This window comes from Oceanobacillus kimchii X50, assembly GCF_000340475.1.
In the GTDB taxonomy this organism is placed as follows: domain Bacteria; phylum Bacillota; class Bacilli; order Bacillales; family Amphibacillaceae; genus Oceanobacillus; species Oceanobacillus kimchii.
Genome location: NZ_CM001792.1, coordinates 2,206,509 through 2,221,363 on the forward strand (window position 1 = coordinate 2,206,509; position 14,855 = coordinate 2,221,363).

Genomic DNA, 14,855 nt, shown 5'->3' on the forward strand with positions numbered 1-14,855 from the left:
AGATAAAAATCTTATTATAGTCGGTTTTTGTTTATCATATAACCATCGCTTTTAAGTATAATTACCTTTATCTATTGATTAGTTGTGCCATAATCAATCCTTTGCCCACCATTTGGTCTAAGTTATAAACTTCGACATCAATTTTTGCATAAAGTCTCCCTACATCAATTATCTTAGGTTTAATGGTTAAATCACTTTCAATTTGAACAGGTTTACTAAAGTAAACAGTGATATTCTCTATTGAAATATCTGCTTTTTTTACTTTTAAAAGCATTCTACTACAAGCCTCTGCAATAAGTGAAGTAAATACTCCATTCGATAAAGTACCTAACTGATTCGTCATTTGCGGAATTATTTTCGTAGTGAAAGACAATTCATCTTCCTCATTAGCAATTAAATTACTTGATACAATATCATCAATTGTTTCTCCAACTTGTGGTTGTCGTTGAATCTGTTGCATTGCTTTTAAAACGTCTTGTCGAGATACAACGCCTTTTAATTGATGAGACTGGTCTACTACTGGAACTAATTCTATTCCTTCCCAAACCATCATATGTCCTACCGAAGCTAAAGAAGTCTTTTCTTGGACAACTTGCGGCTTTTTACTCATGACTCGATCAATTCGATGTTCCTTCGTTTTTCCAACAATGTCCTTAGATGAAACCATACCCACTACTCGCAATTTATCATCAAGAACCGGGAATCGAGTATGCGAAGATTTTTCATTTAATTGGTACCATTGTTCAATACGGTCATTTGTAGTTAAATAATATGCTCTTTCAAATGGTGTAGATATATCACCAACGAATACTATCTCCTTTTTTATTAATTGATCGTATATGGCGCGATTAATCATAGCAGCTACAGTAAATGTATCGTAACTAGTGGATATAATCGGAAGTTCTTTTTCATCCGCAAGTTTTTTTATATAGTCTTCCGTATCGAAACCACCTGTGATTAATACAGCTGCTCCTTCATGTAAAGCTTGTTCATGTGCTTTTATTCTATTACCAACAATCAATAAGGAATCCGCCTGTGTATAGCGCATCATTGCATCAAGCTGCATGGCTCCAATTACAAATTTACTTAGTGTTTTATATAATCCATCTCTACCACCTAAGACTTGTCCATCAATGATATTAACCACTTCAGCAAATGTAAGCTGATCGAAATTTTCTTTATTTTTCCGCTCTATTCGGATTGTTCCAACACGTTCAATTGTACTTACTAATCCCTGGTTTTCCGCCTCTTTAATTGCCCGATAGGCGGTTCCGTCGCTCACATGAAGATCCTTTGCAATCTGGCGAACAGATATTTTATTTCCCACTGGTAAAGCGATAATATGTTGAATGATCTGCTCATGTTTTGTAGACATGGTCATTCACCTTCTTTCAACTGTACTATATAGTCATCTTTACTATTATTATACAGTTGAAAATACGGAAACTCAATTATTACCAAGTTTTCGCTTTAGAATTTCCTTCTGTTCCATTACAGGAGGTTGTGTAATTTGTAAAAGCGTAGAAAGATTGGCCCCAATAAAAAGGAATAAGAAAGCTAGCCAACACCCCCAAAAAAAGTATTCGAGTTGTGACGTGGCTTCAGGTATTAATGGCCAGGCAACATATAAGAAAAAAACTGCTAAAAGTAATCGTAGTAGAGCATACTGTCGCAATAGATATCCCTCCTTTTCTTCATATTAGTCTATGAAGAAAAAAAGAGTTTCATAACCAATTAATACAATCTACCACATTGCAACACCGATGACATCCATAAATTTAGTGGGAACAAATTGATTTCCATATACATAAATCGGAGAACGAATGTTTTCTTTTATTTCAGTATAGATTTCAGATAAATAAGCAACATCACCACTTAGAACTACTTGACCAAAAGCGATTGTTTCTTGATTAGAAAGCATCTCTATATAATATTTTTTAAAAAGTCCGGGTGAATAAGTTGTGCTTTCAATATGCCAATGTTTTGTATAGACAGGTTGCCCTAAATAATACGTAGTCATAGTTAGTACATCTTTGTTCCAATATACTACTAACACATCACTTGGTATATAAGATACTCTCTCTTGGTACAATCGATATACTGCTTGTGGTGCGACATCTGCTCTTATAGCTCGAACTTTTGATTGATTTAATAAGGATGTATACGATTGAATGTGGTGAAGATAATATGAATAGATTAATAGGTTTGATGTTTCTCTTTGTTGACCATGATTATGTATATCTTTAGACCATTGGTTCACAATTAATAAGCTTTCTCGATCTTTAACTTTTGAATGATAAAGTTGATAGAGGTGTGCTAATTCACTTGGAAGTGTAAAAGTCACTTTTTTTCCTTCCCATTTATAGCGCTGCACTAAATCTGTAATAAATAATTTAAGATTTTTTTTATCTTTAATAATCCCTTTTTCAATAATACCCAAAGGGAGCTCCACTTCCCCAACATGATCTCCAACACCCTTTGAATTACTACGCTTTTCTGAATATCGTATAACATGATTGGTAATAACGAAGCTAATATCCCCTTTTTTTCCCACAACGCCACCCTCAATTCTAGTAAAATTTGGCAATGTATAGTTCTTATAACCTATATTATCATTTTTCTAACACAGCCAAAAGACTTATTTACAAATTCATAGGGTATAATTGCTTATTATTTTTCCAAAAAAAAGCATATTTTTCGTAATATTATTATGAAAAAACCGTATGAATCAACTTTAATTGATTCATACGGTTTACTGATCTTATAATTCGTCCTCTACAAATCGATTGCTTCTCCTATATTCATTGCGTAGCCTTTTCCAGTTTTAATTTGATTAGCCCAAGCTTTAGCATCTTGCTCTATTACTGGAAAAGTATTGTAGTGCACTGGAACGGAAATACTTGCATTTATCCAATTAGCTGCATGTATCGCATCTTCTGGACCCATCGTAAAATTATCCCCGATAGGAATAAATGCTATATCAATATCATTCATTTCTCCATACATTTTTAAATCCGTAAATAATGCTGTGTCTCCTACATGATAAATTGTCTTCCCATTGATAGTGAGAAGGATTCCTGCAGGCATTCCACCATATATAATTGATCCGTCCTCTGCTTCATAAGAAGAACCGTGGAATGCTTGGGTAAGTTTAACCGTACCAAAATCAAATTGTTTTGACCCTCCGATATGCATTGGATGAGCATTTAACCCTTGTGCACTAAGGTAGTTAGCTAATTCATTTGGCGCAACTATAAAAGCATCATTATTTTTAGCAATTTCAAAAGTGTCTCCTACATGATCATTATGTGCATGTGTTAATAGTATTACATCCACTTTTAAAGTGCTTGCATTTAAATCACAAGCCTCATTTCCGTTAATAAACGGATCAATAATAATGTTATGATTATCTGTTTCGACTTTTACTACTGAGTGACCATGATAAGATACTTTCATTAATATCTCTCCTTTTTTAATAACTAGTTTATCATTATCTCTACATTACTTTTTCCCACTTCATTTGTTTTTTTAAACATAAAGTGAAAATTCATTTAGTATAAGTAACTGCAGAAAAACTCCAATATTACTTTACATAAACAATAAATTACTTCATCATCTTTTAAAAAATTCTAATATACTGTTATAATATCAAAATACGAAATGAGGAGGTAATTAAATGCAAGAACGTTTAGAAAATTTTTTAAAAAAGCTAAAAGAACAATCTATAGATAGTGCATTCATAACATCAAAAGCAAATGTCTATTATTTAAGTAATTATTATACAGAGCCCCACGAAAGAATAGTAGGAATCTATTTATCAGAAAACTTTGACCCTGTCTTTTTATTACCAAAGATGGAAGAAAGTGATGCTAGAAATGCTGGCTGGAAGTATACAATTTTAAGCTATTATGATCACGAAAATCCTTGGAAATTACTTATAGATTATCTCAACAAACAAAGTCATCAACCTCAGTCGGTTGCGCTAGAACAAGATCATATAACAATGGAACGTTACCAAGCAATTCAAAATATATTACCGGAAGCTCAATTCCAAGATGCGAAAGAATTACTTGCACAGTTACGTGTAATTAAATCTGAAAAAGAGCTTTCTTTATTAAAAACAGCTGCTGAACTTGCTGATTTTGGAATACAAACTGGAGTAGAAACTATTCAAGAAGGTGTATCCGAATTAGATCTTGTAGCTACAATTGAATATTCCCTAAAAAAACAAGGTATTAGAGAAATGTCATTTCAAACAATGGCATTATCAGGTGCTAAAACGGCCTCTCCACATGGCAATCCATCAACATCTAAATTAGAAAAAAATGGATTTGTTCTTTTTGATTTAGGAGTTATTTATCAAGGGTATTGTTCTGACATAACCAGAACTGTTGCTTTTGGTAACCTGACCGAAGAACAAAAAAGCATCTATGAAACAGTACTAAAAGCAGAAGTAGCGGCAATCGAACGTTCAACTATTGGATCATCTGTCGGTGCCATAGATCAAACTGCAAGAAAAACCATTACTGATGCGGGTTATGGTAAATACTTCACACATCGGATTGGTCACGGAATAGGAATCGAAACACATGAATATCCATCAATGCATGGAGAAAATAATTTACCCTTGCAAAGTGGCATGACATTTACAATTGAACCCGGTATTTACGTTCCTAATGTTGGTGGAGTTCGAATTGAAGATATGATATATATGACTGAAGAAGGACCAAAAATATTAACGAAGTATCCGAAAAACCTACAAATAGTGAACTAAACAACTATGTTAAAAACCGACCTAAAAGTTATCTTGAATGAAAGGTCGGTTTTTTTAATGTGAACATTTTCTCATTACTGTAAAATACTAATTACATCACGATACTCTAATTGATGCGCATCTGCTACGGCTTGATAAGTCACATATCCTTCCAACGTGTTAATTCCTTTTAACAAAGCTTGATTTTCTAAACAAGCTCGTTTATAACCCTTATTTGCTAATTGTAATGCATAAGGGACTGTTACATTTGTTAATCCAATTGTTGATGTACGAGGTACTGCACCTGGCATGTTCGCAACTGTGTAATGAAGAACCCCGTGTTTAGTATAAGTTGGTGCATCATGAGATGTAATTCGATCACTCGTTTCAAAATTCCCTCCCTGATCTATAGCTACATCAACAATCACTGATCCTTCAGCCATACTTTTCACCATCATTTCACTTACTAATTTAGGAGCTCTTGCACCGGGGATTAGTACAGAACCTATAACCAGGTCAGATTCTCTAACTGCTTCTCCTATATTAAGTGAATTGGACATAAGTGTATTAATGGAACTACCAAATATATCATCTAATTGACGTAGCCTTTCAGGATTCAAATCAATGATTGTCACATCTGCTCCTAATCCAATTGCTATTTTGGCAGCATTCGTACCCACTACTCCACCACCTATGATCGTCACTTTCCCTCTTTTCACACCTGGTATACTCGATAAGATTATCCCTTTTCCACCCCTAGGCTTTTCTAAAAATTGTGCACCTACTTGTGTTGCCATACGGCCTGCTACTTCACTCATTGGTGTTAACAATGGCAGAGATCGATTTTGTAATTGTACAGTTTCGTATGCAATCCCAATTACTTTTTTTTCAATTAACGCTTTCGTTACCTCCGGCTCATTAGCTAGATGAAGATACGTAAATAAAATTTGTCCCTCTTTAAAATAAATAAATTCTTCATGTAGAGGCTCTTTTACTTTCATTATCATTTCTTTTGACCAGGCTTCTTGTGCCGTCGGAACAATTGTCGCTCCAGCTTGTATATATTGTTCATCAGTGAAATTAGAACCCAGTCCAGCTTCTGTCTCTACATAAATTTCATGTCCTGCATCTTTTAATGACATAACACCTGAAGGGGCAATCGCCACTCGATTTTCATTGTTCATAATCTCTTTAGGGATACCAATTTTCATGTATATACCTCTTTTCCGAATTGATATACGAGCTTTGATAAGTAAATTGTAACAAATATTGCGAAGAAACGCACTATTGTTTCAATTAAACGTCAAGCTAACTATTTTGAACAAATATCATTATTTATAAGGTATGCTCTATGTAAAGAGGAGGTTTACTCCTCTTGTCCATATTTATGCTTTACGGTTATTAAACGTGTTAATTCCACGATTGTTATGGAGTTGATCGTCTATGACACCACTTTGATAACTTTCATTTAATTGATTTTGTACAGCAGCGACACCTTCATTATCCTCATACAAAGATTGCTTTTTCCCTTGTTTTTTGGACATTCTCTATCACCTCCATGTTTTTATCTTAACCTATACCTAAAAAAACATAATGTTATTTTATTCCTTTAAGGATTGGAGTTATCTAAAATCGGGTATATAATTAGTAGAGTAAGAAAGGGGAGATTATTGATGGAATATAAAAATATTGTAGTAGCTGTAGATGGGTCAAAAGCCGCAGAAAATGCATTTAACAAATCTTTAGACATTGCTAAACGTAACAACTCCAGACTAATCCTCGCCCATGTCGTAGACTCTCGTACTTTTGCTACAGCAGAAGCTTATGATCGCAGTTTATCTGAACGTGCCGAAACCTACGCAAAAGAATTGCTTAATTCATATGTAGAAACTGCAAAAGGAGCCGGTATAACAGATTTAGCACGAGTTATTGAGTATGGATCCCCTAAAGTAAAAATTGCTAAAGAAATATCCAAAACATTTGATGCAGATTTAATTATTTGTGGAGCAACGGGGATGAATGCTGTAGAACGTTTTCTTATTGGAAGTGTTTCTGAAAGCATAACAAGGTATGCGCCATGTGATGTATTGGTTATTCGAGAATAATACGTTCGCTTTTTTTAGCAGGAACCGGATTTTAGCTAACTTGAAAAGAAACACTTTTCAAGTGGATTTTCATTACAAATTATAAAATTGATACACCTAAAAAGACCTACTTCCTATCTGATGATAAGAAATAGGTCTAACTTAATTTCTGAATTACTATCGCTTCAGTCAGATTATTAATGACTGACTAATTATCCATTTAGCCCGCTTAATCTCACCGTATCTTTTGCGATCATTGCCTCTTCATTTGTTGGAATAATAATTACTTTTACTGGAGAGTGTGGATAGTTAATAAATTGCTCTTTTCCACGTACATCATTTAATTTCGGATCCCAGTAAATTCCCATGAATTCAAGTCCGGTTAAGATTTTTTCCCGAATAGTTACACTGTTCTCACCAACTCCAGCAGTGAAGATGATTGCATCAAGTCCATTCATTTTTGCAGCATAAGAACCAATGTACTTATGGATACGACCTGCAAAAACATCTAGAGCTAATTCTGCTCTTGCATCTGATTCAGATTTTTCTTCAATATCACGTAAATCACTAGAAAATCCAGATAATGCTAACATTCCGCTTTCTTTGTTCAGTACGTTTAATACTTCATCTGCTGTTTTTCCAGTCTTATCCATAATATATGGAATTAATGCTGGGTCAATATTTCCTGAACGAGTCCCCATCGTTACGCCCGCTAATGGTGTGAACCCCATAGAAGTATCAATGGACTCCCCATCTTTAATTGCAGTTACACTTGCTCCATTACCAATGTGACAAGAAATCAAACGTAGGTTGGATAAAGGTACACCTAATAAGTCTGATGCACGTTCTGAGACATATTTATGGGAAGTACCATGGAAACCATATTTACGAATCCCATATTCTTCATAATATTCTCTTGGAAGACTGTACATATATGATGCTTCAGGCATTGTTTGATGGAAAGCAGTATCAAATACAGCTACCATCGGAATTTCAGGTAAAATCTCCTTAAATGCATGAATTCCTGTTAAGTTTGCAGGGTTGTGCAATGGAGCTAGTTCAGATATATCTTCTATTTTTTGAATAACTTCATCAGTAATTAAAACAGAATCAGAGAAATATTCACCACCATGTACCACACGATGCCCTACTGCGTCTATTTCATTAAATGATTGAATTACACCTGTAGAAGTCAATGACTCCAATAACATTTTAACAGCAACACTGTGATCAGGAATATCTGTAACTTGCTTATCTTTCTCTCCGTTTGCTTCGACAGAAAAAATTGCGTCAGGCATTCCAATCCGTTCTACTAATCCTTTTGCAATTACTTCTTCATCTGGCATTTGAATAAGTTGAAACTTTAATGAAGAACTACCAGCATTAATTGCTAACACATTACTCATTACTCTCACTCCTATTTACTATTAATCCCTTTTGGATAGGATGCAAACCATTGGTCCATTTTCTTTAAGATGTCCGCCATTGCATGAGCATTTTTGAAAGAAGGCATCTGAACAAGTAATGGCTGTTTTGGATCACTTGTAGCTTCCCCTTTTTTCTGCAATATTAAAATACTCTTTGCTTGTTGTTTGGATTTAAAGGCTGATTCTGGTAAACGAATAACGCCAACAATATGTGCATGCTTTTGTAAAAATGCATGAAGTTTATCTGATTGATCACTATCAAACAAGAATTCAGGCACAACTCCAACAAAATAAGCGCCTTCCTTCATATATGTTAGGCTTTGCTCTATGAACAGATGATGCGAATAAGAATGTCCTTGATCCGCCTTTAATTCATAGTCATTAGCGGATATATCGTCAGGATAATATCCAACCGGAAGATCCGATATAACGATATCAACAGGTTCCATTAAAAAAGGGCGTAAGCTATCTTGATGGAAGAATTCAACTTCTTTTTCTTGTAAGTTTGCATTAAGTACAGCTAGTCCAATTAAAGTTGGATCAACTTCAGCTGCGTATGCAGCAACATCTTTATTCATTTGATTCATCACTGCTGTTAGTAAATTACCCGTACCACTAGCTGGATCAAATAATGCCACTTCTTTGTGTGAAGACAACAATTTATTTGCTAAATAACTTACAATTAGACTAACAGTATCAGGAGTCATTAAATGTTGCTGCTGCGTAGATCCTTTCATCCCTTTTAATATTGCCAAGGATATTCCTTTTCGAATTTCTTCATGTTGGAAATCACTTACCTTTATTTCTGATAATAATTGGTTTAATTTATGTTTGGTAATATCATCAAAACCTTCAGGCACATCTTTTTCAAACAACATCTCTAATGTGATTACTAGACTATCTAAAAATGTTTCATTCTTAGTCTGTTGTACATTTTCAGTTGTTTTATCAAGCCAATTAAAAATAAGTTCCACGTTCGTTTGCTCCATGGTATACCCTCCTATCCATGCTGACAACTTTTATATTGTATCAGCACTTATCTCATATGTAAAAAAATAAGAAAGGAATTAAAAATCTCGCACAAAAACCTTTGTTTATATTTATTCCCTTTTATACACTCTTTTAAGTGATTAAAACCTATTTTCTCTATTTCAGTAATAATTTGTTTGTTACTATATCTTCATTTGAGTAAATATACAAATAAAACGAAAATTTTTCATTGATCTACACAATACTTCACTTAAAAATAGCCATCCCAAATATTCGGGACGGCTAACAACGAAAGTTATTTGTTTAAATGAGATAGTACAGCTTCATAATCAGGATGGTTTGAAACCTCTGATAAGTATTCAACATAAGTTATCTTATCGTTTTCATCAACGACAAATACAGCTCTAGATAATAAACGTAGCTCTTTAATAAGTACGCCATATTTCTCACCAAAATCAGCTGCACGATGATCAGATAACGTATCAACTTTATCTATTCCATTTGCTGCACACCAACGTTTTTGAGCAAAAGGAAGATCCATACTGATTGTAAGTATTTGAACATTATCAAAGTTACTAGCTTCCTCATTAAATCGACGTGTCTGTTCCGAACATACACCCGTATCAATTGAAGGAACCACACTAATAACTTTCACGTTTCCTTTATAATCACTTAAGTGTTTCTCTGATAAATCATTTGCTAGAACGGTAAAATCTGGCGCACTATCTCCAACTTTCTTTTCTACCCCAAGTAATGTTACTGGATCGTTTTTAAATGTTACATTTGACATAAATTATCTCCCCCAACTATATTGTGTCTACATTTATTATGAAGCTTAACAAAAAACATGTCCAATGTTAGACATCAATTTAGGAGATATACTCACTTTAAATATCGTAATGATGGAAAGATGATGATTTCTTTTCTTCTTTTTTATCTTTCTTCTCTTCTTTATGGGATTCTTCTCCATCCTCATTATCTTTCATTAACTTTTTCATTTTTTCTACAAGTTGCGGAGCAGCATCAATTAATTTCTCATAAAGATGTGTATGTTGATCTAAATGGATCATTTCCATCCCTTTTTCTCCAATTACAAGAAAAGCTACAGGAGTAATTGACACTCCTCCGCCACTACCCCCACCGAACGGCATTTCTTGTTGTCTACTTTCATCCGAATATATTTGACTAGGAGAGAATTCACTTCCCCCAGCAGCAAATCCGAAACCAACTTTAGAAACAGGTATTATTACCGTTCCATCATGTGTTTTTACAGGATCGCCAATGATTGTATTTACTTCTACCATTTTCTGTATACTTTCCATCGCTGTAGTCATTAAGCCTTCAATTGGATGTTCATCCATGATTAGTAGCCTCCTTCTGTTTATCCGGTATCTTTGATAGTTGTAGAATTCCATAAATAGCTTTTCCTAATCTTATAGATATCATGCAACGAATATCAGTTTGTATAAATGACTTTTGATAATCTGGCGTAACATCTACGATTAAGTCATCAACTTTCTTCATGTGTTCTCGTAAGAATCCAATAATAATTCCTTTAACTGCCCATGCTGCTCCTGTCGATATTCCTGTCGTTACAGCGTCCCCAGTCCCTCCTTTTGTTTTCCATTCAAAGAAAGAGAGTTCAATCATCGATAGAAAATGAGTGACATTTCGATAAACAATGGGTATCGATCGAATAAATCGTAAAATTTCTTCACGAAAATTTAAATAGTTTATTTGTTTATCTTCATTTTGTTCTAACTTCAGCTCTTTCTTATATATTTTCCATTTATAAATAAGAGCTTGAATATATACAATACTTTGCTCTTTTGAATGATGAAATGTTATATGTATAGATAATTTTACGAGAGCTATTATTAGCACAAGTAGAAAAAAGCTAAAAATGATAATACCTATTGTTACCCACATTGAAATCCCTTCTTCTTTATCATATATAAACTATTTTTAGGCAATTCACTATATTTTAAACCCTTTTATAGGGATATGTTGAAATAAACATGGTAAACTTAAAGTAGGTTGTATAAAAAAGTTTTGGAGGTTTCATCATGGCAGAGAGACAAAATATCTTCTTTTACTATCATCCTGATGAAGAAATGGATGGCAAAATTAAAGCACTCAAAAAAATATCTTCAGAAAATGGTTTAAAGGTTGTAGAGGATTCCAAAGATGCCTCTATTATTGTAAGTATTGGCGGTGACGGTACCTTTCTGCAAGCCGTTAGAAAAACCGGGTTCAGGCAAGATTGTATCTATACTGGAATTATGAGAGAAGGTCAATCCGGGTTATATTGTGATTTTAATATCGACAATTTTGATAATATGATCCATTCCGTATTACATGAAGACCTTGAAGTAAGAAGATTTCCTACAATTAAAGCACAAATTAATAGTGAAACGCCTTTTTATTGTTTAAATGAAGTATCCATTAGATCGACAATTGTAAAAACGATAGTAATTAATGTATACGTCGATGGATTTCATTTTGAAACGTTTAGAGGGGATGGAATGATTGTGTCTACTCCAACAGGGAGTACCGGTTACTCCAAGTCAGCAAGAGGGGCAGTTATTGATCCATTAATTCATGGATTTCAAGTTTCAGAAGTTGCATCTTTAAATAATAATCAATACCGCACCCTCGGTTCATCCTTTCTATTAGATAAGGACCGTAAACTACAACTCGAGATCTTACAAGATGGTAACGATCATCCAATCATTAGTCTAGATAACGAGGCATCGCCAATCAAACGTATTCAAAATATTGAAGTTACTATGGATGATACGATTATTAAAACCGTAAAATTAAAGAATAACTCGTACTGGGAACGAGTAAAACGTACCTTTTTATAATTAAAAAGCTACCCTTGTCAACAACAAGGGTAGCTAGCCAATTATTATTTTTTATGAGTTATTTTGTTCCACCGAATTGTTGCTCAGCCATTGTTACAAGACGTTTTGTGATTTCACCACCAACAGAACCGTTAGCACGTGAAGTAGTGTCAGCTCCTAACTGTACACCAAATTCCTGAGCGATTTCGTATTTCATTTGATCAAGTGCTTGTTGCACTCCTGGAACTACCAATTGGTTTGAAGAATTGTTTGCCATGTTAGTTCACCTCCTTGGTACTCATAGAATGTGTTGATTAGAGGAAAACCATGCATCTAATTTATTGGTAGTTTTTTCTTGTTTTTAGGAACAAGTCATCACTTTTACAGAAGATCTTCAAAAGATTGATCCATTACTGTTTTTTCCGTAATTTTAATTGTCTCAATTCCTTTTATTGTTTCTTCCATTGTTGGAGTAAAATCATGATGAGACTCATAATAATTTACTTTTTCCCGCTTTGGCTTTGTTTTTGGAGACTTCGGCACAAAAATCGTACAACAATCCTCATAAGGTTGTATGGAAGTCTCATACGTTCCTATCTCTTGGGATATCTCTATAACTTCTTGCTTATCCATTGCTATTAATGGACGAATAATCGGGTAATTTGTCACTTCATTTATCGTGTGCATACTTTGCATTGTCTGACTTGCCACTTGTCCTAAATTTTCTCCACTTGTTAGTGATAAAATCTCTTCTTGCTCACAAATTCTCTCACTTATACGAAACATCATTCTACGCATAATGGTCATCGCATAATCATTTGGCATCTCACGAAAGATTTCTTGTTGTAACTTCGTAAAAGGAACAATATGCACTTTAATGGATTTTCCATATTTCGTTAATGTCTGTGTCAGATCGAGTACTTTTTGTTTAGCTCGTTCACTTGTGAATGGTGGAGAATGGAAGTGAATGGCTTCTAATTGAACTCCGCGCTTCATTGCCAAAAATCCAGCTACAGGACTATCTATACCACCTGATAACAATAATAATGATTTACCTGATGTACCGACTGGAAGTCCGCCTCTACAACGGATTGACCCTGAAGTAATATACGTTGCTTCTTTACGAATTTCTACTCGTACTTCCACATCAGGTTCATGCACATTTACAGTGATGCCATCCGTATTTGTTAATAAATGTCCACCTAAAATTTGGTTCATCTGTTGAGAAGGAATAGGAAAGTCCTTTGTAATACGCTTTACGGTTACTTTAAATGTTTTTGCCTTCTCTTCTTTCTTTAAAGCATACAGCGCTCCTTCTTTTATTTGCTCTTCACTGTTCTCTACTCGAATTGCTAAACTTAAACTATGAATACCGAATACATTTTTAAGTTTTTCTATAATTGGTTCTGGTTCATTTCCATTCAATAAAACAAACATCCTACCCTGTGTGCGTATTACTTTCACACCCTCAAAATGTTTAATTTTTTGATGAATGTTCTCTTGTAGTTTTATGATGAATTGTTTTATATTCTTTCCTTTTAACGCCATTTCTCCATAGCGTATTAATATATGATCGTAATTCATTACTATCTACCCCAATGCTTCTTTGTATTGTTCAATTGCAGTATGCAATTCTTTTAAAAATTGTTCTACTTCTGCTACCGTATTATTATATGAAAAACTAACACGCAGACCAGAAATTGCTTCTTCATGCGATTTTCCACAAGCAATTAGAATTCTGCTTTCATCTAATTCTTTCGAGGAGCAAGCAGATTTAGTAGAAATATAAATGTCCTTTTCACTTAAAGTATGAATAATTACTTCTGGTTTTACACCTAGAACAGAAAAATTAACAATATGTGGCGCTCCATGTGAAGGTGAATGAATAACGATATCTTCCAATTTTGATAATCCTTCTCGTAACACCTCATTTAAATGGATTAGATGTTGTTTTTCTTGTTTAAATTGTTCCATCACTAATCGAAGTGCTTTCACAAATGAAACTGCACCAGCAACATTTTCTGTACCAGAACGTACACCAAATTCCTGATTCCCTCCATGCATCAATGGAAATAGCGTAGTTGTTTTTTCCACATAAAGCATTCCTGTTCCTTTTAACCCATGAATCTTGTGACCAGAAAAAGTACATAAATCAATACCACTATCACTTAATTTCAATGGTACTTTTCCTAACGCTTGAACCGCATCTACATGGAAAAATACTTTTGGATATTGTTTCAACATATTTCCGATCGCTTCAATTGGCTGAATGGTTCCAATTTCATTATTAACGTACATCATTGTAATTAATATGGTGTCGGACTCAATTGCATTTTCTACTTGTTCCACGGAAACTAATCCATTCTCATCAATTGGTAGGAAGGTAATTCGAAAACCTAATTTTTTTAAACTTATACACGTATCATAAATTGATGGGTGTTCCGCTTCGGTCGTTATTATATGCCTTCCTCTTTGCTCATGTTCTAAAGCTATCCCTTTGATAGCAGTATTATTTCCTTCTGTACCACCGGATGTAAAGATGATTTCTTCCCTTCGGACTCCTAATGTTTCTGCTACCTGTTGCTTAGCAGTAAATAATAGTTTTTCAACTCTTCCACCTAGCGGGTGAATAGAAGAAGGATTTGCAAAAAATTGGGAAGAAGCTAATTGAAAGCTTTGAATAACTTCTTCTTTTGGTTGTGTTGTTGCACTATTATCTAAATAAATCATCGTATTCACCTACTTTTACAAAAAT

Annotated in this window: 17 protein-coding genes; 3 read left to right on the top strand and 14 right to left on the bottom strand. The window is 34.2% G+C overall.

Translation table 11 applies throughout. The features are described from left to right. Window positions 1-67 precede the first annotated feature (67 nt). From C794_RS11560 to C794_RS11575, 4 genes are all read right to left on the bottom strand, one after another. Window positions 68-1,375 carry a DRTGG domain-containing protein gene (locus C794_RS11560; protein ID WP_017797294.1) on the bottom strand — a complete coding sequence of 436 codons (1,308 nt, stop codon included), beginning with the start codon at window positions 1,373-1,375 and terminating at the stop codon, window positions 68-70. 72 nt (window positions 1,376-1,447) lie between these two features. Then, a complete protein-coding gene (locus tag C794_RS11565) occupies window positions 1,448-1,675 on the bottom strand; it encodes a hypothetical protein (protein WP_017797295.1) in 228 nt (75 codons plus the stop codon). Window positions 1,676-1,744: 69 nt separating this feature from the next. Then, entirely contained in the window at window positions 1,745-2,554 is an 810-nt protein-coding gene (locus C794_RS11570; protein WP_017797296.1) for a type IV pilus biogenesis protein PilM, read from the bottom strand. 221 nt (window positions 2,555-2,775) lie between these two features. Then, the gene (locus C794_RS11575; RefSeq protein WP_017797297.1) at window positions 2,776-3,456 is read right to left on the bottom strand and encodes a metal-dependent hydrolase; all 681 of its coding nucleotides are present in this window, start codon (window positions 3,454-3,456) and stop codon (window positions 2,776-2,778) included. Between the two features lie 220 nt (window positions 3,457-3,676). Between C794_RS11575 and C794_RS11580 the strand changes: the two genes are divergently transcribed. Continuing rightward, entirely contained in the window at window positions 3,677-4,774 is a 1,098-nt protein-coding gene (locus C794_RS11580; RefSeq protein ID WP_017797298.1) for a M24 family metallopeptidase, read from the top strand. Between the two features lie 74 nt (window positions 4,775-4,848). Here the strand turns inward: C794_RS11580 and ald are convergent, their stop codons facing one another. Then, complete coding sequence (gene ald, locus C794_RS11585) at window positions 4,849-5,964, bottom strand: alanine dehydrogenase (protein ID WP_017797299.1); 1,116 nt, start codon at window positions 5,962-5,964, stop codon at window positions 4,849-4,851. Between the two features lie 174 nt (window positions 5,965-6,138). Beyond that, on the bottom strand, window positions 6,139-6,297 hold the full coding sequence (locus C794_RS20845; RefSeq protein ID WP_017797300.1) for a hypothetical protein: 159 nt from the start codon (window positions 6,295-6,297) through the stop codon (window positions 6,139-6,141). 129 nt (window positions 6,298-6,426) lie between these two features. On the opposite strand from C794_RS20845, the gene C794_RS11595 reads away from it, so the two are divergent. After that, window positions 6,427-6,858, top strand: a complete 432-nt coding sequence (locus C794_RS11595) for a universal stress protein (RefSeq protein ID WP_017797301.1) — start codon at window positions 6,427-6,429, stop codon at window positions 6,856-6,858. Window positions 6,859-7,049: 191 nt separating this feature from the next. Here C794_RS11595 and C794_RS11600 read toward each other — a convergent pair whose 3' ends face one another. From C794_RS11600 to C794_RS11620, 5 genes are all read right to left on the bottom strand, one after another. Beyond that, complete coding sequence (locus tag C794_RS11600; RefSeq protein WP_017797302.1) at window positions 7,050-8,243, bottom strand: acetate kinase; 1,194 nt, start codon at window positions 8,241-8,243, stop codon at window positions 7,050-7,052. Between the two features lie 11 nt (window positions 8,244-8,254). Next, a complete protein-coding gene (locus tag C794_RS11605) occupies window positions 8,255-9,253 on the bottom strand; it encodes a class I SAM-dependent methyltransferase (RefSeq protein ID WP_017797303.1) in 999 nt (332 codons plus the stop codon). 296 nt (window positions 9,254-9,549) lie between these two features. Continuing rightward, window positions 9,550-10,044, bottom strand: a complete 495-nt coding sequence (gene tpx, locus C794_RS11610) for a thiol peroxidase (RefSeq protein ID WP_017797304.1) — start codon at window positions 10,042-10,044, stop codon at window positions 9,550-9,552. Between the two features lie 97 nt (window positions 10,045-10,141). Then, a complete protein-coding gene (gene ytfJ, locus C794_RS11615) occupies window positions 10,142-10,615 on the bottom strand; it encodes a GerW family sporulation protein (RefSeq protein ID WP_017797305.1) in 474 nt (157 codons plus the stop codon). Further along, window positions 10,608-11,183, bottom strand: a complete 576-nt coding sequence (locus tag C794_RS11620; protein WP_017797306.1) for a DUF2953 domain-containing protein — start codon at window positions 11,181-11,183, stop codon at window positions 10,608-10,610. Before C794_RS11620 ends, ytfJ begins: the two co-directional genes overlap by 8 nt. Before the next feature lie 137 nt (window positions 11,184-11,320). On the opposite strand from C794_RS11620, the gene C794_RS11625 reads away from it, so the two are divergent. Beyond that, window positions 11,321-12,121, top strand: coding sequence for an NAD kinase (locus C794_RS11625; protein ID WP_017797307.1), 801 nt, complete (start codon window positions 11,321-11,323; stop codon window positions 12,119-12,121). A 58-nt stretch (window positions 12,122-12,179) separates the two neighbouring features. Here the strand turns inward: C794_RS11625 and C794_RS11630 are convergent, their stop codons facing one another. The 3 genes from C794_RS11630 to C794_RS11640 all read right to left on the bottom strand — a co-directional run bounded on the left by C794_RS11630 (window position 12,180) and on the right by C794_RS11640 (window position 14,830). Then, window positions 12,180-12,377, bottom strand: a complete 198-nt coding sequence (locus C794_RS11630; RefSeq protein WP_017797308.1) for an alpha/beta-type small acid-soluble spore protein — start codon at window positions 12,375-12,377, stop codon at window positions 12,180-12,182. A gap of 104 nt (window positions 12,378-12,481) precedes the next feature. Beyond that, window positions 12,482-13,684 carry a tRNA uracil 4-sulfurtransferase ThiI gene (gene thiI / locus C794_RS11635; protein WP_017797309.1) on the bottom strand — a complete coding sequence of 401 codons (1,203 nt, stop codon included), beginning with the start codon at window positions 13,682-13,684 and terminating at the stop codon, window positions 12,482-12,484. A gap of 6 nt (window positions 13,685-13,690) precedes the next feature. Further along, window positions 13,691-14,830: a cysteine desulfurase family protein gene (locus C794_RS11640; protein WP_017797310.1), complete on the bottom strand. Its 1,140-nt coding sequence runs from the start codon at window positions 14,828-14,830 to the stop codon at window positions 13,691-13,693. Window positions 14,831-14,855 lie beyond the last annotated feature (25 nt).